The sequence below is a fragment of the Xanthobacter sp. NM-25 genome, assembly GCF_022138605.1.
In the GTDB taxonomy this organism is placed as follows: domain Bacteria; phylum Pseudomonadota; class Alphaproteobacteria; order Rhizobiales; family Xanthobacteraceae; genus Xanthobacter.
The window spans coordinates 442,594-465,711 of sequence record NZ_JACBFS010000004.1; the positions used below are offsets into that span (position 1 = coordinate 442,594).

Sequence of the window (23,118 nt, forward strand, 5' to 3'; positions counted from 1 at the left end):
ATGGTCTCCCTTTTCCGGTCAGTTCCCGCCTTCGGCGGCCGCGGTTACGACGGAGCCCTCGGCCGAACCGGCTGAGCTGCCTCCGCCGATGATCGCGGTCTCGAAGTCCACGGTGGCGATGAAGAAGTCGCGCTTGGCGGCGATTGCCGCGACGTTGGTGGCGATGCTTTCCCGCGCCGTCGTCAGAAGCTCGAAGACGTCGATCAGCATGCCGTTGTATTCGAGCAGGGCCTGCTCGTTGATCGTCCGGCGCAGCGGCAGAATGCTGTTCTGATACTGGCGGGCAATGTCGTAGCTGCCGCGATAGGTGAGATAGGCCGCGCGCGCTTCCGAGCGCACGTTCACTGCTTTCTCCATCAGGCGGTTGACCGCCTGCATGTAAGTCTCCTGCGATCGGCGCACATTGACTTCGCCGCCGTCGAAGATCGGGATCTGGATTTCAAGTTCGAAGCCGCGCGGGGACGAGCTCTCCCGCACGCCGTCCACGGTTGATCGCTCGTAGTTGCCGCGCCAGCCACCATCGAGCATGGAGATGAACCGCGTCGCCTCGGTCAGCCCAAGGGTCTTGGCCATGGCGTCGAGCTCGAGGCGTGCCGCGATGAGATCGACCCGCTTTCGAATGGCATCGACTTCGACCTGTTGTGCCGTCTGGATGCGGGGCATGCCCGGGAGTTGCCCCGGCAATCTGTAGTCGACGTCGGGCCCCCACAGGCCGAGCATGCGGGTCAGCGCCTCGCGATCCGTGCCGACCCTCAATCGAGCCTGGGCAAGCTCGTTGGACACCTCGGCGTAGAAGGCACTTGCTCGGGCCTGGTCGAGTTTCTTCGCGGCGCCGGTCTCTCCGAGCTTGCGCGTGAGGTCGGCGGCTGCGTCGGCCGAGACCCGCGCCTGTTCGAGGAACGACGCCGTCTGCCGCGAAGCCACGGCGCGGTAGTAGGCACGGCGTGTCTCCGCGGCGGTGCGGAAGGTTGCCTCGATCGCCTTCTGTCGAGCGGCTTCGAACTGCGTCCTGGCGATATCGCTGCGGGCCGGAAGTGTCAGGAGCGCCAGGATATTGGCGATCACGCGACGTTCGATATCCAGCGAGCCGCCGGTGGAGAGTCGCTCGACCCCGATGACCGGATTGGGCGGCAGGCTGGCCTCGACGAAGGCGGCCTCGGAAATGCCGAGCGCATTGTACTCGGCCTGAAGACCCCGGTTGTTGATGAGCGCGAGCTGAACGGCGCCGTCCGCGGTCAGGGGTTTGGTCAAGAGCGCATTGACGCGGCTTTGGACCGCTGACGCCTCGGCCGATGATGCGATCTTCACGGTGTCCTTGCCGATCGCGGCCGAGACCTCCGCCGACACCGGGCTCATGCCACCATCCGGCGTGAATGTTACGCAGCCACCCAGCGTCGCGGCGACGGCGCCGATCGCGACGAGCCGCCTCCAAGGCGGTGCAGGAAGAGGCTTCGCCTGGCTGTCGATTGTGAGCACCATCATTCGCCCCCCGTCTTGGGAGCGACGCGCTCATTGCGTTCAATCCAGGGTTTCGGATCGACCGGACGGTAGTCGACCGTTCCCGCGGTGACGGGCGCGTAGCGCAATGGCTTCACGCTCGAACTCGCGTCGGACGGGCTGGGACCCACCTCAATCAAAGGTGGTCCGGAACATGCGGACAGGACGACGGCGAAGGCCGTCAGGAAGACAGGTTTCATGGAGATCCTCGGAATCGGCCCAGTCGGCCCGAGCGGCATGGCCGCGCGGCATCGAACAGCGATCTTCAGCGGCTGCGGAGACGCAGCAGCAAAAGCCGTCGGCAGAAACCCGAAGACAGAAACGGAGACGGATCTTGTCCGTCAGCGATCAGAGGTCGTGAAGGGAGTCGGCCGACGATCAGACGTCGGCGGATCTCGGCGGGCGTTCAAGGCGCGTCGCGGACGATCCCTTTACACCCGCCTCAAGCGACGGATGATCGATGGTCCGCTCGAAGGCGATAACGACCATGGCGCATGCGCTAGCCGGAATTGCAGTGTGGCAGGCCATAGCGCAGCAGGAACTCGATGTGTCGCTGTGTTGATGCTTAGCAGCGCAGGCTGGGCCGTCCGCTTCCAGACAAGCGGAATTCTGGGCCAAGTCGCTGTCGCCGTGCTCATGCGATCCGCTAGAATGGCTGGCTTCGATCGGCGCGTGGTGCCCTTTCCCACCGCTCGACGCCATCAAGCCGCTCGCAATGCCCCAACCCGTGCTTGCCACCGAAAAGGCGAGCACGGTCAGAAGAATCACGAATGAGCGAAGCGAAGGCATCATATCGCATTGCAAACTACGGGTGACGCCGCGAAATGGCAAGGACCAATTTGGCCTCATATGAAAAAACCCCGAGGCTGGTGTTCGGCAGTCGCACCAATTTTCCCCGCAAGGCTTCCGCTGTGGAACGTCAGCCCGTGAATACGACGTGTTAGACGGCTCAGGATGAAGAAACAACTTTCCACGTGACTTTGACGTGACGACGGCCGTCATTGCTGCCGACTCTGCCAAGAACGTGAACGCGATGCTCTTCCACCGATCAAGATATTGTGAGATTTAGGATATGACGATCCAGTCTTGGCTTTTTCGACTGCTCTCAATCCTGGCGATCGCCGCCCCGTCGCCGCACCTGCCGGTAGCGACATAACAACGGGGGTATGACGGCGGAAACCAGCGGGGTCATGCTGATCTACCTCGACCGCGTTTGGAACGAAGTTGGCACGAAGATCACGGCAACAGGCCGGAGCCTGACGCGCGCCGACCTCCATCACGCCATCATGGAGGGCGCCGTCGAGCGCGTGCGGCCCAAGATGATGACCGTGGTTGCCATCATGGCGGGCCTGATCCCGATCCTGTGGAGCACAGGAGCCGGCTCCGAGATCATGCAGCGGATCGCCGTGCCGATGATCCGCGGCATGGTTTCTCGACCCTGCTGACGCTGATCGTCATTCCGGCGATCTACGGCCTAGTCAAGGGATGGGGGCTGGCGTCGAACGCTGCGGCGGTGAGGTCGGAGTCTGTTGCCGGCCAACTCGCGGCCGAATGAGACATGCGCCGGGACAGAATCGGCGGCCCCAGCCCAAAGGCCTCGCGAAGGGACACGTTCTCGTGACGCGAGAACACCTCACAGAGGCCATTGATGTGGATCAAGGTGGAATTGTGCGGAGGGTGCCTTCTTGAGGAGGCAGGGGTCAGGCATGAGCGTCGGGTTGCAGACGATCGGATGGATGAGAGCGTTGCTGGCCTTTCTGGTCGCGATCGCGCTGCTCGTTGCCCCTGTCGCCAGCGCACAGGCCATGCCGTGTCATGACCTTGTTCGCCACGAGCAAACAACCGTCGTGGAAAGCGGGCAGCTTCGGGCCGTCATCAGCGGCGATGGTCTCCAAGGTCATTTTCACGCCGTCGACCATGCGCTCTGTTGCAGCAGCGTATGCGCATCCTGTGTTGTGGCCCTTGCCGCGCCAGATGCGACTGTCCCGCAGCGCATCGTGCTCACTGCGCGTTACGCACAGCGTGACGAGATCGTCACCGGCGTGGCGTTTCCACCCACCCTCGGTCCTCCCCGAACCCGTGCCTGATCGGACCTGACCTGATGCTCCGTGGGCATCAGGTCGCTCAATGCGCATTCGCATGATCAGTCAGCCGGCCTGCTACCGGCAAGGGAACAAGGACCCACACCATGAATCGTCGTCATTTTCTCAACCGGATGATGGCCGGAGCGGCCGTATTCGGCACCTCAGCTGCCTTTCATCCAATCAACGCCTGGGCGCAGACGGCACCCGACGCCACTCCGCCCGCGTCAAACGCCATACCGCGCCCGCTCGGCGTGGTCAGTCGGACCATCGAGGTCAATGGCAAGGCAGCGCGCGTGTTCGGGCTTGCCCAGACCGACGGCACATTGGGCCTGGCGCTGGATGCCGGGAGCAGCTTCGACGTCGCGCTCTCCAACCGGATTGGTGAGCCGACCCTGATCCATTGGCATGGCCTGACACCGCCCTGGACGATGGACGGCGTGCCGGACAATCCCGCTGCGCTTCTGGGACCCTCCGAAACGCGCCGCTACACCTTCCCGGTCGGCACCGGAGGCACCCACTGGATGCACGCTCATACGCTGCAGGAGCAGAATCTGCTGGCGGCGCCGCTGATCGTGCGGACCGCCGCCGACCGGCAGCGGGACGAGCAGGAGGTGGTGATCCTGCTGCATGATTTCTCGTTCACGCCCGCGGAGGAGCTGCTCGCCAAGCTCAAGGCAAGCTCCGCCGGCGCCATGCCGATGGATCACGGCGCGATGGGCCAAAGCGACGCGATGAAGGGAATGGCGGGCATGATGGCCTCCGGCGCGATGGGCCAGATGCAAAGCATGCCGGGCATGGCGATGGACCTCAACGATATCGACTATGATGCCTACCTCGCCAATGACCGCACGCTGGACGACCCCGAGGTCGTCGCCGTCGACAAGGGCGGCCGGGTGCGCCTGCGGATCATAAATGGCGCGACGGCGACCGCCTTCACCATCAATACCGGAAGTCTGGATGGTGAACTCATCGCGGTCGACGGCCAAGCCGTTCAGCCGGTCGCCGGCCGGTCCTTCCCGATTTCCATGGGCCAGCGCTTGGATATCCGGTTGGCGCTGCCGAAGGCGGGCGGGTCGCATCCGATCCTCGCCCTTCGGGAGGGTGGCGCCGAACGAGCGGGAATCATCCTGGCATCCGCCGGCGCGGTCGTCGGCAAGATTCCGGAGCTCGGAGAGGCCAAGGGACCCGTGCTCGGGCTCGGCCTCGAGCAGAGGCTGCGCGCCATAGAACCGCTCGCGCAGCGTCCCGCCGACCGCCGCTTCGCGCTCACCCTCACCGGCAATATGGCGGACTATAGCTGGGGTATCGGAGGAGGCGACGCGCTACGGATCAAGCGGGGAGAGCGCGTTGAGCTCGCATTGACGAACATGTCGATGATGGCTCACCCGATGCATCTGCACGGCCACGCATTCCAGGTGGTCGGCGTTAACGGCAAGACGCTCGGCGGTGCGCTGCGCGACACTATTCTCCTCCCGCCGATGGCTCGCGTGACCGTTGCCTTCGACGCGGACAATCCCGGACGCTGGCCACTCCACTGCCACCACCTGTACCACATGGCGACCGGCATGATGACGTTCGTCGCTTATGAGGGCGTCGGCTGAAACCGGGAAGCCGTTCACCGGCGCGATCATCACGATCATTAGCCGCCCTCTCCTTCGCGGGGATGATCTCCGCGATCGAACGCGCTCCGCTGCACCCCCATCGGGAGGTGGTGCAGCGAGGGCCGGTACCTGAAGCCGCTATCTTTCGTGAACGACCAGCTCAACGCGTGCATCGGCGTCGGCTGTAGCCAGGACTGCCTGGTATTATGATATTCTCGACGGCCTCCCTCTTTCGGCCATCCCCCGGGTCCAACCACCCAACTAAGACAGTTGCGCGCGATAATTTTTTCCTCCACAAATGAGGCGATGAAAATTATCGTGGGAGTGATTCGATGGCTGCGGTTCGTGTGCTTGCCGATCATCCTGAAGTCGATGCTCGCCTCGCCGAGTTCGGTGTCACGCGCCAGGCGCTGCTTGAGGTCGTGCGCGGCGTGGTCGCTGCGCGTGCCGACGCGATCGCCGATGATCCCGCTTCTGCGGAGGGGCTGCTCGCCTACATCTACGGCACCCGATATGTGCGGCAACTTTTCCGGGCAATCGGCTGGGTCAATTATCGCGAGAACAACGTCGAATCCGTCAAGCATCCGGATAGCCCCCTCAAGGTGGTCTATCAAAGTGTCGACCTTGCCGCCGACAAGTTGCACAAGCCGCAAGCGGTTTCCGGGAAAGGCTCCGGCGCCGACCGTATCATTGCGGTGGGACAGGCCGGGCTGTTCCCCGAGGAAGAGATGTCAGCGGTGCGGGATCAGGGGCTGGCGGAACTCCGGACCGGCGTATGGTTCTTCTGCGTGTCGGTTCAAGGTGATGATGTCCGCGCCGAGCTGTCGCTGCCTTCAGGTATTTCCGGCGGCAATTTCGAGGGCTTTATCGAGCGCATCTTCATCCTCGGTGGTGGTGAATGGCCGGCGGATGCCATCCTTGATAGCGATCGTCCGGATGGCATCGAGTTCGAGCCTGCTGTTCTGCGTCGCTAGGCCATGTTCAACATTGGCAGAATGGAGCTCGCGCGGAAGCGGCAGCGGTTGACCGCCAAGGCCCTCGCCGAGCAAGCCGGCATATCGCCGGTCACCCTGTCGCGTGTCGTCAACGGGCAGCAGGTTCCGGATGAAGACACGGTCGACGGCTTGGTGCGCGCGCTGGGATTCCCGCGGGAGTTCTTCTTCCGGGACGACGCGGCACCGATCAGCGCTGATGCCGCCAGCTTCCGGAGCCTCACGGCGATGTCGGCGCGAGAGCGCGATGCGGCGCTCGCGGCTGGCTCACTGGCCTTCGAGATGTCAGCCTGGGTGCGGGAACGGTTCGTTCTGCCGCAGCCAGACCTGCTCGACCTCAGCCATGAACGCGATCCCGCTGGAGCCGCACGTGCGCTGCGCCAGCATTGGGCGATCGGCGAACGGCCGATCTCGCATATGATCAAGCTGCTTGAGACGAAGGGCGTCCGCGTCTTCTCGCTGGCCGAGAACACGAAGAATGTGGATGCCTTTTCCTGTTGGCACGATGGCGAGCCGTATGTCTTCCTCAACACCTTCAAGACCACGGAGCGCAGTCGGTTCGACGCTGCTCATGAGCTGGCGCACCTTGTCTTGCACAAGCATGGTGGTCCCAATCAAGGGCGCGCTGCCGAACTCGAGGCACATGCGTTTGCATCGTCGTTCCTGATGCCTCACGACGACGTCGTGGCGACGATCCCATTCGTCCGAAGCCTCGATCAATTGGTGCTCGCAAAGAGGCGGTGGGGCGTATCCGTCGCTGCGCTTGCGCATCGCCTCCACCGGATCGGCCGGATCTCCGATTGGAACTACCGGACATTCTGCATCCAGATAAACAAGCGGTTCGGCGTCAACGAGCCTGACGGCCTTCCACCGGAGCGATCTGCAATATGGCAGCGTGTCCTTACCGAACTTTGGCGGGAAGGCGTGACGCGCCGGCACGTTGCGGCCCGCTTGGATATCCCTGAGGCAGAACTCGACAATCTACTGTTTGGGCTTACCGGCGATGTGAATCCGCCATCCGTCGGTGGTTCGTCTCTCCGGCTAGTTCCGTGATTGAGCCCGGTAGCTTCGCCGTTGCGGCGCTTCGCCGAAGAACCTGTTGCGGATTCCGTCGAGCGGCCACGCTCCCAGCTCTCTTCGTATGGCATGGTCTCTTTGCGCTTGCGGCTACCGCTGGTGGGGATCCTGCTTCGCTCCGTGTGACCATCCCCGACATGTGATCCGGCGACGGCGGTTCCGATGCCTTTTCTTCGCCGGCCGCGTGCGTTCGCGATGCACGTCCTCATCCTGAGAATGGCAGTGACGTCCATCTGCCACGAACCTGTGACAACTCCGTACCGCTGCTCGCGTTCCCAAAATGCGTCGCCTATGACATGTTGCGCTGCATGAAGGTCGCCCCTTGGCTACGCAGGTTGCTCCCGATCCTTGCGATCGTGGGGCTCATTGCCGGACCGTTCACCGCGCCGGTGAGCGGCCCCGCGATGGCGGCGGCCTCCGATATGTCCATGTCCGCGATGCCGGACGACATGCCATGCTGCCCAGACAAGCCGGCCGTTCCGGACTGCCAGAAGACCTGCCCATTGATGGCATTGTGCATGGCCAAGTGCTTCTCGGTCGGGCCGATGCTCTCAAGCCTGGCTTTCGTTCTGCGGGCCGAGGGCGATGCCATCCGCCCCGGCAGTGACGCCATGGGCGATGCACTCTCGATAGAGCCTCCGGCTCGACCTCCGCGAACCTAGAACATCGCCGGCGTTTGCGCGCCGGTTCGTGCCGCCCCAGCGAGACTCGGGCGGCCGAGAGCGCGTGGCCGTAGGCCGCGCAACGCCGGGCCATGCGCACGGTGCTCCGATCAATCTGGGATTTTCAGACCATGACAACTTCTTCTATGAAGCGCGCCGCTGTGGCGGCGCTCGCGGCCGCGCTTTCCGTGGCGGCCCTCTCGACGGCGCGTGCCGACATCACGGACTACGAGTTCCGGCTCGTTCAGACGGACATCAAGCAGGGCAACGGCGCCATCGTCGCTGTCCGGCTCGTCGACAAACGATCCGGCAAGGCGGTTCCCGACGCGGTGATCTTCGCGACCCGAATCGACATGGCGCCTGACGGCATGGAGACGATGGTAGCGCCGATCGAGGCTCTCCCGTCGACCGAGCCGGGTGTCTATCGCTTCAAGGCCAATCTGATGATGGCTGGCGGCTGGCGCCTTTCGCTCGGCGCCAAGATCCAGGGTGAGACCGGCACGATCGAGAACAAGCTGGTCCTCAAGGCCACGCCATGAAACGGATCGCCCTTACGGGCCTCGCCCTCGCCGCCATATCGGCGGCGGGGGTCGGAGGCTATTGGGCCGGCGTTCGGGGTCTACCCGCGCCCGGCCTTCGCGAGTTGTTCGATGCCGCAGGCATTCCGGCGGTGGCCGAACCGACCGGCACGGGAACCGTGATCTATTATCAGGATCCCGACGGCAAGCCCGCCTATTCGGCGACCCCGCGCCAGACCGAGGACGGCCGGGCATTCCGCGCCGTTCGCGCCGGCGAGGACGTGAGCTTCGAGGACAAGCCGCCAGTGATGGCCGAGGTGGCGAGCCCGCGGCGCGTCCTCTACTACCGCAATCCAATGGGTCTGCCGGATACCTCGCCGGTGCCGAAGAAGGACTCGATGGGGATGGACTACATCCCCGTCCACGAGGGCGAGGACGACGACGGTACGGTCGTGAAGGTCTCGCTCGGCAAGCTGCAGCGGACGGGCGTGCGTTCGGAGCTGGTCGGGCGGCGTGTCGTCGGCAGGCTGGTGCGGGTGCCGGGAATGGTCCAGCTCGACGAGCGGCGCGTCTCCGTGGTTGCAACGCGGAGCGACGCTTTCATCAACGAGGTGGCGGACGTCACCACGGGCGACCGGGTGACGAAGGGCCAGATGCTGCTCCGGATCTATGCGCCGGATATCGCCACCGCCGGCGCCCAACTCCTCACCGATCTCAATAGCGGCGGCCGCGATAGCGCTCTCGGAGGCGCCCGCCAACGCCTGGAGAATCTCGGCCTCCCGCCCGAGGCGATCGCCGACATTGAGCGCACCCGCAAGGTGCCGCTGTCGATGATCTGGCGGGCGCCGAGCGATGGCATCGTGCTCGAACGCAATGTCGTCGACGGTATGAAAGCGGCGCCGGGCGATGTGCTGTTCCGCCTTGCCGACATCTCGACCATTTGGGTGCTGGCGGATGTGCCGGAGTTCGATCTTGGGGCCGTTCGGCTTGGCGCGCCGGTCACGATAGGGGTGCGGAGCCTACCGGGACGCAGCCTCAGTGGCCGCGTGTCGCTGATCTACCCGCAGGTCGGCGAAGCCACGCGGGCCACAAAAGTGCGGATCGAGATCGCCAATCCCGACGGCGCGCTGCTGCCCAACATGTACGCCGAGGTAGAGATCGGCACCGGCGCTGCCGCTCCAGTCGTCGCCGTGCCGGACGACGCCGTCATCGACACCGGCACAAGGCAAGTGGTGATCCTCGACCGCGGCGAAGGCCGGTTCGAGCCGCGCGCGGTGAAGATCGGCTTGCGCGGCGAAGGCTTCACCGAGATCCGCGACGGCCTCGCCGAGGGCGACCGAGTCGTGGTCGCGGCTAATTTCCTGATCGACGCCGAGAGTAATCTGAAGGCGGCGCTGCGCGGCCTGACACCTGCGAAGGCACAGCCATGATCGCCCGCCTCATCGGCTGGTCCGCCCGCAACCTCGTGCTGGTTTTTGTCGGTACGGCCTTCGCCGTCGCTGCCGGGCTTTATGCACTGAAGACGCTGCCGCTCGACGCCATCCCCGACCTCTCCGACGTGCAGGTGATCGTCTACACCGACTATCCCGGCCAGGCCCCGCAGGTGGTCGAGGACCAGGTCACCTATCCGCTCACCACGTCCATGCTGACAGTGCCGAAATCGAAGGTGGTGCGCGGCTTCTCCTTCTTCGGCGTCTCCTTCGTCTATGTGATCTTCGAGGATGGCACCGATCCTTATTGGGCACGGAGCCGCGTGCTGGAATATCTCAACGCCGCCGCGCAGCGCCTGCCGGCGGGCGTCACCCCGACCCTCGGGCCGGATGCGACCGGTGTCGGCTGGATCTACCAATACGCCGTCGTCGCCAAGGAGATGACGCTTGCCGAGCTGCGCTCGCTGCAGGATTGGGTGATCCGCTTCGGCGCCTCCAAGGCGGAGGGCGTTGCCGAGGTCGCCAGCGTCGGCGGCTTCGTGAAGCAATATTCGATCGTGGTCGATCCGAACCGGCTGCGGGCGCTGGGCATCCCGCTCGACAAGGTGCGCGACGCCGTAAAGGCGAGCAACACCGATGTCGGCGGGCGCACCGTCGAGCTCTCCGAGTTCGAGTTCATGGTGCGCGGCAGGGGCTATCTCCGCAGCGTCGCCGATATCGAGAACGTGGTGCTGAAGACCGACCGCGGCGTGTCGCTGCGGGTGAAGGATGTCGCCCGCGTCGAGATCGGACCGGACGAGCGGCGCGGCATCACCGAGCTCAATGGCGAGGGCGAAGTCGCCAGCGGCATCGTGCTGCAGCGCTTCGGCGCCAATGCGTTGACGGTGATCGAGAACGTCAAGGCACGGCTCGCCGAGATCGCCTCCAGCCTGCCGAAAGGCGCCGAGATCGTCCCGGTCTATGATCGCTCCGGATTGATCGACCGGGCGATCGAGACGCTGAAGGGGACGCTGATCGAGGAGAGCATCATCGTCGCGCTGGTCTGCGTGGTGTTCCTGCTGCATCTGCGCAGCGCGTTGGTCGCGATCCTGATGCTGCCGGTCGGCATATTGATGGCGTTCGCGGCGATGAAGGCGATCGGGCTCGGCTCCAACATCATGAGCCTGGGCGGCATCGCCATCGCGGTGGGCGCCATGATCGACGCCGCCATCGTGATGATCGAGAACGCCCACAAGCATCTGGAGCGCGCGTCACCGGACAAGCCGCGGGTCGAGATCCTGATCGAGGCGGCGAGCCAGGTCGGTCCGGCGCTGTTCTTCAGCCTGCTCGTCATCACCGTCTCCTTCCTGCCGATCTTCACGCTGGAATCGCAGGAAGGCCGGATGTTCGGCCCGCTCGCCTTCACCAAGACCTTCGCCATGGCAGCCTCGGCCCTTCTGTCGGTGACGCTGGTGCCGGCTTTGATGGTCGTCTTCGTGCGCGGCCGGATCATCCCGGAGCACAGGAACCCGATCAACCGCTTCCTGATCTGGGTCTACCGGCCGGTCATAAGCGGCGTGCTCAAGGCGAAGACGCTCACCATCCTCATCGCCCTCATCGTGCTCGGGGTGACGCTCTGGCCGGCGCGCCAGCTCGGTTCGGAGTTCATGCCGAATCTCGACGAAGGCACGTTGATGTATATGCCGACCACCTTGCCGGGTATCTCCATCACCAAGGCCGCCGAGCTACTGCAGGTGCAGGACCGGATCATCAAGAGCTTCCCGGAGGTGGCCTCGGTCTATGGCAAAGCGGGGCGAGCATTGACCGCGACCGATCCGGCCCCGACCGAGATGTTCGAGACCATCATCAATCTGAAGCCGAAGAGCGAATGGCGGCCCGGCGTCACCATCGACAGCCTGAAGGCCGAGATGGACCAGGCGTTGCAGTTCCCAGGTGTCTCCAATGCCTGGACGATGCCGATCCGCGCTCGCATCGACATGCTTGCCACCGGCATTCGTACGCCGGTCGGCGTCAAGGTGTTCGGCACCGATCTCAGCCAGATGGAACAGAGTGCCCGCGAGATCGAGCGGGTGCTGCGGTCCGTGCGGGGCACGTCCAGCGCCTATGCCGAGCGGGTGATCGGCGGCTACTATCTCGACATCGTGCCGGACCGGGAAACGCTCGGCCGCTACGGCCTGGCCGTCGGCGACGTCCAGAGCGTGATCGCGACCGCGCTCGGGGCCGAGACGGTGACGACCACGGTGGAGGGGCGCGAGCGCTATGGCGTGACCATCCGCTATCCGCGCGACTTCCGGAGCGATCCGCAATCGATCGCCCGCGACGTGCAGGTGCCGCTGCCGGGCGGCGGCACGGTGCCGCTCGGCGAAGTCGCCAAGGTCGAGCTGACGCGCGGCGCGACCTCGATCCGCACCGAGAACGGCCAGCTCGCGGTCTATGTCTTCGTCGATATCGCCGGCCGCGACCTTGGCGGCTATGTCGCGGAGGCTCAAGCGGCGGTGGCGAACGAGGTCAAGCTGCCGCCCGGAACCTACGTCTCGTGGAGCGGCCAGTTCGAATATCTGCAGCGCGCCGAAGCGCGGCTGAAGATCGTCGTGCCGGTGACGCTGCTGGTCATTTTCCTGCTGCTTTACCTCAACTTCCGGGCCCTGACGGAAACGCTCATCGTCATGCTATCGCTGCCCTTCGCGCTGGTCGGCGGCATCTGGCTGATGTGGTGGCTCGGCTTCAACATGTCTGTTGCCGTGGCGGTCGGCTTCATCGCGCTTGCCGGCGTCGCCGCCGAGACCGGCGTCATCATGCTGATCTATCTCGAACAGGCGATGGCGGAGCTGAAGGCCGAGCGGGTGGCGGAAGGGCGGCCTTTCACCCGGACCGACCTCTACCAGGCGATCATGCTCGGAGCTGTAGAGCGCGTCCGGCCGAAGATGATGACGGTCATCGCCATTACGGCCGGGCTCGTCCCGATCCTGTGGAGCACCGGCACGGGCTCGGAAGTGATGCAACGCATTGCGGTGCCGATGATAGGCGGCATGGTGTCGTCGACGGTGCTGACGCTGGTCGTGATCCCCGCTGTCTATGGACTGATCAAAGGCTGGCGGTTGCCGCGGACCGTCACCGCCGACGAGAGGGCAATCGAACAGGGGCCAGCCGGCCTCAAGGCTGCCGCCAAATGAGAGGAGGTTCCAATGATGCACGACATGATGGGATCCATGGGATGGGGCATGGGCCTTGCCGGCCTGATCGGCATCCTCGTCTTGGTGCTGGTGATCGCTGCCCTCACGAAATACGTCTTCTTTCGGTGAGGAGCGTCATGCGCAGCTTCGATCGGAAGCTGGACGCGAGGAAACAGCCAGCGAAAGGAGAAGCGCCATGACAACCAGGCTAGGCAACTTCACTTTCTATGGTCTGGTGTTCATATGCACCCGATTGCCCGCTCTGAGCCGGTGTCTCGTTCTTTCCCGCCAGTGCCTCAGCAATCTTTCCCGAAATCCGAGTAGCCGCACGACGCGAAGGATCATGTTGCACATGCGCGTAGATAGCCGTCGAGCGTGCATTAGCATGGCCAAGGATGGCTCCTGTCAGGGGCAAACCCTCGCCATAGGAGACGGCGGTGGACCCCATCGTATGCCTCAGCGTATGGGGGGTAACGCCAGGTAGTTCCGCTTTCGCGACAACCTTAGTCCAAACGCCCTTTGTTCCCTGAAAATGGCCATCTCCCCGTTCCGCCGGGAATACGAAGTCGGAACCCGGCTTCCTTGTCATGCCACGCAGCAGCACGATTGCAGCCGCGCCAAGCGGCCGAATGGACTTTCCAGTCTTGCTGTCGTCCAAAACGAGAAGGCCGTGCTCGAAACTCACCTCATTCCATCGCAGCGCGGCAATCTCGTCGCGACGACAGCCGGTCAATGCCCACAGGCGTGCAATGTTCAATGCTTTGGCGTTGACGCCCTCCTGTTCCAGCGCGTCGAATGCCCTGCCGAGACGGCCGATCTCCTCGAGCGTCAAATACCTATCGCGCCTGTTGTCGGTTTTTTTCACAGCAGCGATGTCGCAAGGATTGGAAGACACGATCTTGCGCCGCACAGCAAAGCTAAAAACGGCGGAGAGATCCTTTACGACCTTCCGTGCGGCTCCCTCGCCGCCGCGAACGATGATGCGTTTGCGGAACCCGATTTTCTCATCCTTGGCGGTCTTGCCGTTGGTCACATCCCGCACGAAGCGTTCGATCTCGCCCGCGCCAACCTCCGACACACGCTTTCGTCCGAGCAGCGGCACAACATGGTGTCGTAGACGCGCGATCGTGTAAGCCTTGGTGCGGGGCTTCATGGGCTCGCCCTGCCGAATGCCGCGCTGAACGAAGCAGCCTTCTTCGTCATAAAGGTCGACCAGCTCGGCCATCAGCATTTCGCGACGCTTTGTCTGAAGCTCGCCGGCAGGATCCTCACCTTTCGCGGCTGCGCCGAGCAGAATCTTCGCCTTCTTGCGTGCCTCGTCGACGGTCAAATTTCCATAGCGGCCGACCGTCTGAAACCGCTTGGGAGCGTTCCGCCCGCCGCCATTGGCGCGGTATCTGATGATGAACGTCTTTGATCCGCTGGGGTCTGCTCGGACACCAAACCCGGATAGCTCACTATCCCAAACGAAACGACGCTCATCGTTCGAGACGATGCCATCGACTACCTTTTTTGTAAGCCTTACGGCATTTTCCTTCGTCATTTCCGTGCCTTTCGATCGGCCGACACCATCGAAATTGGTGACCACCTGGTGACCACCTTGACGGAAAATCTCATACCATGTCAGAAAGGCGAGTATCAATAACTCACTGAATAATATTGACTTTTACAAGTCAGTCCAACTGAGGAAAACCCCAGAAAACCCTGTCCCCAATTTTGCCAAGGTTGGGGTCGAGGGTTCGAATCCCTTCGCCCGCTCCAGTTTCTCTCAAAAAATCAGATCAATAGCAGGCGCCTTCCGGGGCGTTTCGTGCTGACCAGCCGTGGCTTGGTTGCTCCGGTCAGCAGGCGGGACGCGCTCCAAGGACTGCCCTGTCGCAGTCCAGAGGAACGGCAGGTTTCACTCACCACGGTCAACGAGAGTTCGGCCAGGGTGACGAGGCTGCTTGGCGGATTGCAATCCCCCCAACCGCCGCACGCCAAATCGCTCGTTGAGCTGCCGCCGTCGCTGCGGATGCTGCGCCATGCCGACACATAAAAGCATCCATCCTTGGCCCCCGCTCCGCGCCCGAGCCGGGCGCACACGCGGGCCGACTGACATCGGTCGATTTTTTCATCTTATTTTTCAAAAAATCGATTATTATTGACGCACGGGAGCGAGCGTGGTTGGATTCGCGCGTCGGCGATCCTCTCCCCGAGGAAGCCGGCGGCCCAAATAAGAAATTCAAGCTCAGGACAGCGAGGCGCCATGGCATATGTCAGTGTTCACACGGGCGGTGAGGAGGTCGTGCTGCCCGACAGCTTCCGCTGGCCGGGCGGGAAGAGGATCGCCGTCATCTTCCGCTGCGCCTTCGAGGGCTGGTCCGACGGGCACTGGCCGGGTATTGGCCCGATGGGCAACCCGCTGAAGCCCGGCTTTCCCGATCTCAATGCCCTCGGCTTTGCCGAATATGGCCCGCGCCGCGGGATCTTCCGGGCCCTCGACATCCTGGAGCGCTTCAACGTGAAAGCGACCATGATGGTCAACGGGGTGATGGCCGAGCGCCACCCGGAGATCGTTCGCCGCATCGCCGAGGCGGGACACGACATCGTCGCCCACTCCTACGCCATGGACATCATTCCCATCTACCTCTCCGAAGAGGAGGAGCGGGCCAACATTCGGCGCAGCGTCGACGTCATTGCGCAGGTCACCGGGCATAAGCCCACCGGCTGGATCAGCCCACGCGGCACGCCGAGCCCCAACACTGGCCGCCTGCTCGCGGAAGAGGGACTGCTCTGGCACGGTGATACGCTGAACGAGGACCTGCCCTATCTCGTGAAGTTTGAGGCCGGCACCATCGTCGCGTTCGCCAGCAACATGGAATGCAACGACCTGCCCTTCTACATGAAGCACGGCAACCCGCCGCGCGGCATGCTGGACATGTTCACCGATTGGCTGGACTACGTGCGCGAATACGAGACCGGGGCGGTGCGGCTCGACCCCACCATCCATTCGCACGTCTTCGGGCGGCCGCTCGGCATGTCGATCTACGTGAAGATGCTGAAGATCGCGACGGAGGCCAACGACATCTGGGTCGGCACCCGCTCCGCGGCGGTGAAGCACATCCTCGACAGCTACGCATGAGAACGGCGTGCCCGGCGCACGGTGCGCCGGGCACCTCTTCCGGATCGGGAGCGCCACCGGCGTCTCCCGCGTGCAGATCCACCCGCCGCCCGCTCACGCGGGCCGGGCGAGGGGTCGCGTGCATTCGCATCAATGGGAAGGCAGGGCATGGATCTTGGAATTTCGGGGCGCAAGGCCATCGTTTGCGCCTCCTCGCGGGGCCTGGGAAAAGCTTGCGCCACCGCGCTGGCCCAGGCGGGCTGCGCGGTCACCATCAACGGCCGCACGCGGGAGAGCCTGGACGAGGCGCAGGCGGACATCCTCGCGGCCTCGGGCCGCATGGTTCAAATCGTGCAGGCCGACATCAACACGGCGGAGGGACGCGCCAAGCTCCTGGCCGCCTGCCCGGATGCGGACATCCTGGTGAACAACAATGACGGCCCCCCGCCCGGCAAGTTCATGGACTGGGAAGAGGCCGACTTCCTGGCCGCCATTAATGCCAACATGCTGGCGGCCACATTCATGATCAAGGGTGTGTTGCCGGGCATGCGGGCCCGCCGGTTCGGGCGTATCGTCAACATCACCTCTGCCATGGTGAAGTCACCGCGGCTGCGCATGGGGCTGTCCACCGCCTCGCGCACCGCCCTCACGGCCCTGTGCAAGGCGCTATCCGTCGACTGCGCAGCGGACAACGTGACCATCAACAATATGCTGCCGGAACGCTTCGATACCGGCCGACAGGTCTTCATGGCCAAGAAAATCATGGCCGAGGACGGCATCGACTACGAGGCGGCGCGCAAGAAGATCACCGACACCATCGCCGCCCGCCGCTTCGGCCGCCCCGAGGAGTTCGGTGACACCTGCGCCTTCCTGTGCAGCGTGCAGGCCGGCTTCATCTCCGGGCAGAGCCTCCAGCTCGATGGCGGGTCCTATCCGGGCCTGTTCTGAGAGCTGCGACCAGCCCGGCCCCCAACAAAAAAGAAAGGGAGGAAGACATGCGTATTTTTTCAACGGCCATGGCGCTCGCCGCCGGCCTGTTCGCCTCGACCGCGATGGCCGAGGATTTCCCCAGCCGCCCCATCACCCTGGTGGTGCCCTATGCCGCCGGCGGCAATGTGGACGTCAGCACCCGCATTCTGCAGAAGGCCCTCGGCGACACCCTCGGCCAGCCAGTGGTGGTGGAGAACAGGCCCGGCGGCGGCGGCATGATCGCGGGGGCCTACGTGGCCCGCTCCAAGCCAGATGGATACACGCTGCTCGTGGGCTCCAACGGGCCCATCATGTTCGGCCCCATGACCAGCGCCAAGCCACCCTACAAATGGGAAAAGGACCTTGAGCCTGTCTCCATGCTGGCGCAGGCCACCAACCTGATGCTGGTGCGCGCCGACTTCCCGGCCAAGACAGTCAAGGCGTTCATCGACTACGCCAAGGCGCATCCCGGGGACATTCGCGTCGGCATCAGCAGCCTCGTGAGCATCAACCACTTCCTCGGCCTGCTGCTGCGCCAGAGCACTGACAGCAAGTGGACCGAGGTCTACTACAACGGCAACGCGCCCGCGGTGGCCGATCTGGTGGCCGGCCAGATCGATGCCGGCTTCCAGCAGATGGTGGATGCCAAGCAGCACATCGAGGGCGGCCGCCTGCGTGCGCTGGCGGTGGTGGGAGACAAGCGCTCCCCGCTCTTCCCCGACGTGCCCACCATGGCCGAGGCCGGGTTCGCCAGCATCCAGGGCGTCACCTTCAATGGCGTGTTCGCGCCGAAGGGCACGCCCAGTGAGATCATCAACATCCTCAGCACAAAGATCCAGGCCGCGCTGCAAACACCGGACGCGGTGGCCCACCTGAGTGCCCTCGGCTCGGAAGCCCACGGCACGACCCCGGACGAGTTCCGCACCTTCCTCGTGGCCGAAACAGTCAAGTGGGAGGACGTGATCGCCAAGAGCAACGCGGAGAAGGCGAAGAAATAGGCGCGGTAAAGCCAGAAAAAAGCAGCATAGAGGAAAGATGGGCCGGGTGCGCGACGACGTGCCCGGCCCTCCGTCATCGCAAAGGCGCGGGTCCGATTGCAGCCCGCCTTTGGGAAGCGCAAAGTGACACGCTAACCCGGGTTTCATTCCGGCCGCTGCATCAGTGGCCTTCAGAGCGCATCGCATTCATGAAGAGCACCAAGACCAAGGTCGCCAGCACGACCGCCCCTTCAGGCCGGCGGCAGACGAGCCGCGCTGACATACCAGCCGCGCCGAGCGCGCCTGCCCCGCGCGTGGAAAAAGGCGGCGGCGCCACCACCGGCTCCGGGAAGACCACTCTGGCGCTCTCCGCCTATTCGCGGTTGCGCGAAGATATTCTCAACGTCACGCTGCAGCCCAACGCGAAGCTGCGCATTCGCGAATTGTGCGAGCGCTACGAGGTGGGCCTCAGCCCCATGCGCGAGGCGCTCTCGCGGCTGGCAAGCGAAGGGCTTGTCGTGCAGACCGCCCAGCGCGGCTTCACGGTGGCGAGCTTCTCCGTGCAGGAACTGATCGAGCTGGTGCGCACCAAGAAATGGCTCAACGAGATCGGTGTGCGTGAATCCATTATCCATGGGGATGCGGCGTGGGAGGAAGGGGTGCTGCTCGCATTCCACCGCCTCGCCAAGACCCCCCGCTTCCTCGACGGCGAAAGCGATGACGGCAGCGGCCGCAATGCGGACTGGAACACCGCGCACCTGGCCTTTCACACCAGCCTCATCGACGCCTGCCGCTCGGAATGGCTCAAGAGCTTCTGCCGGACCCTGTTCACGGCATCGGAGCGCTACCGCGCGGTGGCGCGGATGAAGAGTGAGCCAACCAAGCGGCTGGATGAGCATCGCCAGATCATGGAAGCCGCGGTGAGCCGCGATGGCGACCTCGCGGTGCGCCTGCTCAACACGCACTTCGACAACACCGTAACTCTGGTGCTCGCCAGCCTGGAGCGTCTGGGGGAGAGCGCAGAACCGGAGGCAAAACGGCGCGGACGCAAGGCCCGTGGCGTCGGGGCATCCGCTCAATAAAATAGATTTTTTTGCACATTTTGAAATTTGATCGATTTTTTAGTTGCGGACTCATGGGGTGCGTGGTTTGGTCCGAATGAAGAATGACATGCAGCGTCGGATCACGAACCGAACGGGGCAGCCGATGATTTCGGCGCGCCTCCGGTTCCGGCAAGCATGCGAAGGAAACCGCGCCCGCCCCACCCCAGCCTGAGATTCCGCAAAGGCCTATTGTGCCTCGCGGCAGTATTGGGGGCGGCGCACCAAGGAAAGCCCCCATGCGCCTTCTAAGCTACATTCACAACGGTTCCGCCTCCTTCGGCCTCGTCACCACCGATGGCATCATCGATCTCAAGGCCCGGCTTGATGCCTGCCCTTCCCTCGATGCGCTGGTGGCGCGGACGGGCGGCAACGTGCGCCCTGCCGTCGAGGCGCTCGCCGGGAGCGTTCCGGACGTGGCGGTGGACGCGGTCGAGTTCCTGCCACCTCTGGCACACCCCAACAAGATCATCTGTGTCGGGCTCAATTATCAAGGGCACATGACCGAGACCGGCCGGGCGCCGGTGGACTATCCGACCCTGTTCTCCCGCTGGCCGGACAGTCATGTCGGCCATGGCGCGCCGATGATCCGCCCCGCCGTGTCGCAGATGTTCGATTTCGAGGGCGAGCTGGCAGTGGTGATCGGCAAGGCCGGATGGCGTGTGCCTGCGGCACAGGCCATGGACCATGTGCTCGGTTACAGCTGCTACAATGACGGCAGTATCCGCGATTTCCAGCGCCATACCACCCAGTTTCTGCCCGGCAAGAACTTCCGCGCCTCCGGTGCCTTCGGGCCCTGGATCGTTCTGGCTGACACCGTGCCTGATTATCGCGCGCTGACCCTTACCACGCGCCTCAACGGCCAGGTGGTGCAGCAGGCCAGCCTCGCCCAGCTCATCTTCGATCTGCCGACGCTCATCAGCTACATCTCCACCTTCACCCCTCTGGAGCCGGGCGATGTGATCGTTTCCGGCACGCCTGACGGGGTCGGCGCGTTCCGCCAGCCGCCGCTGTGGATGCAGGCAGGCGATCGCGTTGAGGTGGAGGTGACCGGCATCGGCACCCTCTCGAACCCCATCGCCGACGAAGCCACCCGCGCCGCCTGAAGCGGGACGAACACCGCACGCGCGAAGACGACCAATCACGGATGCCGGAGACAGGGAGCGAAGGCCGCCATGACACGCTGCGACTTGAAAGACGTGCTGACGGGAGGCGTGCTCGCCGCCTTCGGCCTGTTCGTATTCTTCCACGCCACCTCCACGCTCGAAATCGGCACCACGCGGCAGATGGGGCCGGGCATGTTCCCGGCCGGGGCCGGCGGGCTGCTGGCTGCATTTGGGGTGGTGATTACCGTCCGCGGGCTGTTGACCCGAGCGCCCCTGCCGTCCCTCGATGTGCGCACCGCCGCCATCATCCTCGCCGCGATCGCGGCCTTCGCGCTGCTGCTCGACTGGGTGGGGCTGGTGGCCGCCATGGTCGGCATGACGGTGATCGCCACGCTGGCCAGCGAACGCTCCCGGGTGCGCTCAACGCTGATCCTCGCCGCGTGCCTGACCGGGCTCGCGATCCTGCTGAGCCTGGGGCTCGGCATTCCCATGCCCCTGTTCACGTGGCCCGTGTGATGGAAAATCTGCCCAGCCTCTTCGCCAACATCGGCATCGGCCTCGAGACGGCGCTATCTCCGGCCAATCTTTGGTACTGCTTTGTCGGTGTGTTTCTCGGCACCTTTATCGGGGTCCTGCCGGGCATCGGCCCGCTGGCCGCCATGTCCATGCTCTTTCCCATCACCTTCTACCTGGATCCCACCTCGGCGCTCATCATGCTGGCGGGCATCTGGTACGGCACCGCCTACGGCAGCTCGACGGCGGCCATCCTGATCAACGTGCCGGGCTCGGCCTCCTCGGCGGTGACCTCGCTCGACGGCTATCCGCTGGCGCGGCAGGGCCGGGCAGGCGTCGCCCTGTTCCTCACCGCTGCCGCGTCCTTCGTCGGCGGCAGCATCGGCATCGTACTGATGATGCTGTTCTCGCCGGTCATCGTCGCCTATGCGATGAAGTTCGGCTCGGCGGAGTATTTCGCCCTCATGGTGCTAGGGCTGGTGGCGGCCTCCTCCATCTCCGAAGGCTCGGTGCTGAAGAGCCTCGCCATGACCTTGGCCGGCATCATCTTCGGCACCGTGGGCATGGACATCTATACAGGCTCCGAGCGCTTCACGTTCGGCATGCTCGAACTGGATGAGGGCATCGGGCTCATTCCCGTCGCCATGGGCCTGTTCGGCGTAGCGGAGGTTATCTCCAGCGTGCGGCTGCCCCCGCTCGAAGCCCTGCGCGAAAAAGTGACCCTGCGCTCCATGATGCCGACGCGGGACGACATCCGCCGCTCCATCGCGCCCACCCTGCGCGGCACCGGCATCGGCGCCTTCTTCGGCACGCTGCCGGGAACCGGCCCCACCATCGCCTCCTTCCTTTCTTACGCGGTGGAAAAACGCGTGGCGAAGGACCCCTCCCGGTTCGGCCACGGAGCCATTGAAGGCATCGTTTCTCCGGAAGCGGCCAACAATGCCGCGGACCAGACCGCATTCATTCCTACCATGACCCTCGGCATTCCCGGCAGCGCCACCATGGCACTGATGATCGGAGCGCTGATGATCCAGGGCATCACCCCCGGCCCGGAGATGATGACCAGCCACCCAGACGTGTTCTGGGGCCTGGTGATGAGCTTCTGGATCGGCAACGTGCTGCTGCTGGTGCTCAACGTGCCGCTGATCGGCATCTGGGTGCGCCTGCTCACGCTGCCGTATCACCTGCTCTATCCGGCGATCCTGGCGTTCATCTGCGTCGGCATCTTTGGTGTGTCGAACACCACGTTCGGCGTGTGGGTGGTGATCTTCTTCGGCGCCATGGGCTTCCTGATGCGCTGGGCGCGCCTGCCGGCCGCCTCCCTGCTGCTGGGCTTCGTGCTGGGCCCGCTGATGGAGCAGCATTTCCGCCGCGCCATGGCCATTTCCCAGGGTGACTTCATGACCTTCGTGGACCGGCCCATCAGCCTCGGGATCTTCGTGATCACCGGCTGCATCCTGGCCTACGGCATCTGGCTGCACCTGCGACGGCGCCTCGGCTGAATGGTGCGCGTCTGCAGATCACCACTGTGGCCTCCGTTGAGGCCGCTGTGAGCTGGAATTCTCCGCCGACGATCCCGGCTCATGGACGCGGAGAATTCCCTGACCAGGTCGAAGCCCACGGAGGCACAGCTCGCGTTTGTGTTGAAGCAGGCGGAAGACGAAACACCGGTGGCAGAGGGGAGCCCGAAGGCGGAGATTTTGGACGCGCCCCTCTGCAACTGACACAGGAAATACCCGGGGCCGCTGCCCGCAAAGATGCCGGCGGCGTCAGCTCAAGGATGAGAACGCCAAGCTGACGGACAACGGCTTCATCGAGACGTTCAACGGCCGGTTCCCGGTGGAGGGCCAGGACACGCACAGGCTCATGAGCCTTGGCGACGCGTAGGCGAAGCGGACGGTTCGCAGCGCCGTTCCTTCCGTTGTCCCACGGCGAGCCTCGGGGCGATGATCGCCACGTGGTGAGCGACATCATCTGCATGGCGTTCCGGCCCGCTGGCATAACGGATCGTGCCGTATCGGTCACACGTCCGAGCCGGACGCTGATGACCTCCGGAATCATCGGCGAAGCAGTGGGCCCACGTCACGCGCCCACGTCACGCGCGTTCGGCGCGACATCGGGATCGATTCTTCCGGCACCGAAACGCCCAACGCCGGCCTCACGGAGCTTTTGCAAGCGACACCGGCGCGAAACCCGTCGAGGTGCCTCCGCCCCATCGTCGCGCAACAGAGGACCGGACGCGCACTGGCCGCTCGCCCGGGGCATGCCACCATCGTCCGTATCGATCACGGCGCTCCGTTCCCACGATGCTCTTTC

Annotated in this window: 18 protein-coding genes and 1 pseudogene; 15 read left to right on the forward strand and 4 right to left on the reverse strand. The window is 64.3% G+C overall.

Annotation, left to right across the window (positions count from 1 at the left end):
- Positions 1 to 18 precede the first annotated feature (18 nt).
- Together MEU52_RS13775 and MEU52_RS13780 are read right to left on the reverse strand one after the other, a co-directional pair.
- A complete protein-coding gene (locus MEU52_RS13775; protein ID WP_183856988.1) occupies positions 19 to 1,479 on the reverse strand; it encodes a TolC family protein in 1,461 nt (486 codons plus the stop codon).
- Entirely contained in the window at positions 1,479 to 1,697 is a 219-nt protein-coding gene (locus MEU52_RS13780; RefSeq protein WP_183856763.1) for a hypothetical protein, read from the reverse strand. The genes MEU52_RS13775 and MEU52_RS13780 overlap by 1 nt, the downstream gene beginning before the upstream one ends.
- Before the next feature lie 963 nt (positions 1,698 to 2,660).
- On the opposite strand from MEU52_RS13780, the pseudogene MEU52_RS13785 reads away from it, so the two are divergent.
- The 5 genes and pseudogenes from MEU52_RS13785 to MEU52_RS13805 form a co-directional block, all read left to right on the forward strand.
- A pseudogene (locus MEU52_RS13785) lies at positions 2,661 to 3,052 on the forward strand (efflux RND transporter permease subunit); the annotation flags it as partial.
- Positions 3,053 to 3,203: 151 nt separating this feature from the next.
- The gene (locus MEU52_RS13790) at positions 3,204 to 3,584 is read left to right on the forward strand and encodes a hypothetical protein (protein ID WP_183856765.1); all 381 of its coding nucleotides are present in this window, start codon (positions 3,204 to 3,206) and stop codon (positions 3,582 to 3,584) included.
- Positions 3,585 to 3,685: 101 nt separating this feature from the next.
- Positions 3,686 to 5,182 (forward strand): multicopper oxidase family protein, encoded by a 1,497-nt coding sequence (locus MEU52_RS13795; protein WP_183856775.1) that lies wholly within the window; start codon positions 3,686 to 3,688, stop codon positions 5,180 to 5,182.
- A 332-nt stretch (positions 5,183 to 5,514) separates the two neighbouring features.
- Positions 5,515 to 6,156, forward strand: coding sequence for a hypothetical protein (locus MEU52_RS13800; protein WP_183856777.1), 642 nt, complete (start codon positions 5,515 to 5,517; stop codon positions 6,154 to 6,156).
- 3 nt (positions 6,157 to 6,159) lie between these two features.
- Entirely contained in the window at positions 6,160 to 7,227 is a 1,068-nt protein-coding gene (locus MEU52_RS13805; RefSeq protein ID WP_183856785.1) for a helix-turn-helix domain-containing protein, read from the forward strand.
- Positions 7,228 to 7,540: 313 nt separating this feature from the next.
- Here MEU52_RS13805 and MEU52_RS13810 read toward each other — a convergent pair whose 3' ends face one another.
- Complete coding sequence (locus MEU52_RS13810) at positions 7,541 to 7,864, reverse strand: hypothetical protein (protein WP_183856787.1); 324 nt, start codon at positions 7,862 to 7,864, stop codon at positions 7,541 to 7,543.
- A gap of 180 nt (positions 7,865 to 8,044) precedes the next feature.
- Between MEU52_RS13810 and MEU52_RS13815 the strand changes: the two genes are divergently transcribed.
- The 3 genes from MEU52_RS13815 to MEU52_RS13825 are packed head-to-tail and all read left to right on the forward strand — an operon-like array spanning position 8,045 to position 13,034.
- Positions 8,045 to 8,452, forward strand: coding sequence for a FixH family protein (locus MEU52_RS13815; RefSeq protein ID WP_183856989.1), 408 nt, complete (start codon positions 8,045 to 8,047; stop codon positions 8,450 to 8,452).
- Entirely contained in the window at positions 8,449 to 9,861 is a 1,413-nt protein-coding gene (locus tag MEU52_RS13820; RefSeq protein ID WP_183856789.1) for an efflux RND transporter periplasmic adaptor subunit, read from the forward strand. The genes MEU52_RS13815 and MEU52_RS13820 overlap by 4 nt, the downstream gene beginning before the upstream one ends.
- Positions 9,858 to 13,034, forward strand: a complete 3,177-nt coding sequence (locus MEU52_RS13825; protein WP_183856791.1) for an efflux RND transporter permease subunit — start codon at positions 9,858 to 9,860, stop codon at positions 13,032 to 13,034. The genes MEU52_RS13820 and MEU52_RS13825 overlap by 4 nt, the downstream gene beginning before the upstream one ends.
- Before the next feature lie 208 nt (positions 13,035 to 13,242).
- Here the strand turns inward: MEU52_RS13825 and MEU52_RS13830 are convergent, their stop codons facing one another.
- Complete coding sequence (locus tag MEU52_RS13830; RefSeq protein ID WP_238123036.1) at positions 13,243 to 14,622, reverse strand: tyrosine-type recombinase/integrase; 1,380 nt, start codon at positions 14,620 to 14,622, stop codon at positions 13,243 to 13,245.
- 660 nt (positions 14,623 to 15,282) lie between these two features.
- Between MEU52_RS13830 and MEU52_RS13835 the strand changes: the two genes are divergently transcribed.
- From MEU52_RS13835 to MEU52_RS13865, 7 genes are all read left to right on the forward strand, one after another.
- Entirely contained in the window at positions 15,283 to 16,158 is an 876-nt protein-coding gene (locus MEU52_RS13835) for a polysaccharide deacetylase family protein (RefSeq protein WP_238123038.1), read from the forward strand.
- Positions 16,159 to 16,305: 147 nt separating this feature from the next.
- The gene (locus tag MEU52_RS13840; protein WP_238123039.1) at positions 16,306 to 17,085 is read left to right on the forward strand and encodes an SDR family oxidoreductase; all 780 of its coding nucleotides are present in this window, start codon (positions 16,306 to 16,308) and stop codon (positions 17,083 to 17,085) included.
- Positions 17,086 to 17,132: 47 nt separating this feature from the next.
- Positions 17,133 to 18,104 (forward strand): Bug family tripartite tricarboxylate transporter substrate binding protein, encoded by a 972-nt coding sequence (locus MEU52_RS13845; protein ID WP_238123040.1) that lies wholly within the window; start codon positions 17,133 to 17,135, stop codon positions 18,102 to 18,104.
- Positions 18,105 to 18,292: 188 nt separating this feature from the next.
- Positions 18,293 to 19,165, forward strand: a complete 873-nt coding sequence (locus tag MEU52_RS13850; protein WP_238123041.1) for a GntR family transcriptional regulator — start codon at positions 18,293 to 18,295, stop codon at positions 19,163 to 19,165.
- A 257-nt stretch (positions 19,166 to 19,422) separates the two neighbouring features.
- Complete coding sequence (locus MEU52_RS13855; protein WP_238123042.1) at positions 19,423 to 20,289, forward strand: fumarylacetoacetate hydrolase family protein; 867 nt, start codon at positions 19,423 to 19,425, stop codon at positions 20,287 to 20,289.
- A 93-nt stretch (positions 20,290 to 20,382) separates the two neighbouring features.
- A complete protein-coding gene (locus tag MEU52_RS13860; protein ID WP_238123148.1) occupies positions 20,383 to 20,805 on the forward strand; it encodes a tripartite tricarboxylate transporter TctB family protein in 423 nt (140 codons plus the stop codon).
- The gene (locus tag MEU52_RS13865) at positions 20,805 to 22,304 is read left to right on the forward strand and encodes a tripartite tricarboxylate transporter permease (RefSeq protein WP_238123043.1); all 1,500 of its coding nucleotides are present in this window, start codon (positions 20,805 to 20,807) and stop codon (positions 22,302 to 22,304) included. The genes MEU52_RS13860 and MEU52_RS13865 overlap by 1 nt, the downstream gene beginning before the upstream one ends.
- Positions 22,305 to 23,118 lie beyond the last annotated feature (814 nt).

What these genes read in the sequence shown, in the direction of transcription:
- MEU52_RS13775 (WP_183856988.1), bottom strand. Translation starts at nt 1,479, where the DNA reads ATGGTGCTCACAATCGACAGCCAGGCGAAGCCTCTTCCTGCACCGCCT.
- MEU52_RS13780 (WP_183856763.1), bottom strand. Translation starts at nt 1,697, where the DNA reads ATGAAACCTGTCTTCCTGACGGCCTTCGCCGTCGTCCTGTCCGCATGT.
- MEU52_RS13790 (WP_183856765.1), top strand. Translation starts at nt 3,204, where the DNA reads ATGAGCGTCGGGTTGCAGACGATCGGATGGATGAGAGCGTTGCTGGCC.
- MEU52_RS13795 (WP_183856775.1), top strand. Translation starts at nt 3,686, where the DNA reads ATGAATCGTCGTCATTTTCTCAACCGGATGATGGCCGGAGCGGCCGTA.
- MEU52_RS13800 (WP_183856777.1), top strand. Translation starts at nt 5,515, where the DNA reads ATGGCTGCGGTTCGTGTGCTTGCCGATCATCCTGAAGTCGATGCTCGC.
- MEU52_RS13805 (WP_183856785.1), top strand. Translation starts at nt 6,160, where the DNA reads ATGTTCAACATTGGCAGAATGGAGCTCGCGCGGAAGCGGCAGCGGTTG.
- MEU52_RS13810 (WP_183856787.1), bottom strand. Translation starts at nt 7,864, where the DNA reads ATGGCGTCACTGCCGGGGCGGATGGCATCGCCCTCGGCCCGCAGAACG.
- MEU52_RS13815 (WP_183856989.1), top strand. Translation starts at nt 8,045, where the DNA reads ATGACAACTTCTTCTATGAAGCGCGCCGCTGTGGCGGCGCTCGCGGCC.
- MEU52_RS13820 (WP_183856789.1), top strand. Translation starts at nt 8,449, where the DNA reads ATGAAACGGATCGCCCTTACGGGCCTCGCCCTCGCCGCCATATCGGCG.
- MEU52_RS13825 (WP_183856791.1), top strand. Translation starts at nt 9,858, where the DNA reads ATGATCGCCCGCCTCATCGGCTGGTCCGCCCGCAACCTCGTGCTGGTT.
- MEU52_RS13835 (WP_238123038.1), top strand. Translation starts at nt 15,283, where the DNA reads ATGGCATATGTCAGTGTTCACACGGGCGGTGAGGAGGTCGTGCTGCCC.
- MEU52_RS13840 (WP_238123039.1), top strand. Translation starts at nt 16,306, where the DNA reads ATGGATCTTGGAATTTCGGGGCGCAAGGCCATCGTTTGCGCCTCCTCG.
- MEU52_RS13845 (WP_238123040.1), top strand. Translation starts at nt 17,133, where the DNA reads ATGCGTATTTTTTCAACGGCCATGGCGCTCGCCGCCGGCCTGTTCGCC.
- MEU52_RS13850 (WP_238123041.1), top strand. Translation starts at nt 18,293, where the DNA reads ATGAAGAGCACCAAGACCAAGGTCGCCAGCACGACCGCCCCTTCAGGC.
- MEU52_RS13855 (WP_238123042.1), top strand. Translation starts at nt 19,423, where the DNA reads ATGCGCCTTCTAAGCTACATTCACAACGGTTCCGCCTCCTTCGGCCTC.
- MEU52_RS13865 (WP_238123043.1), top strand. Translation starts at nt 20,805, where the DNA reads ATGGAAAATCTGCCCAGCCTCTTCGCCAACATCGGCATCGGCCTCGAG.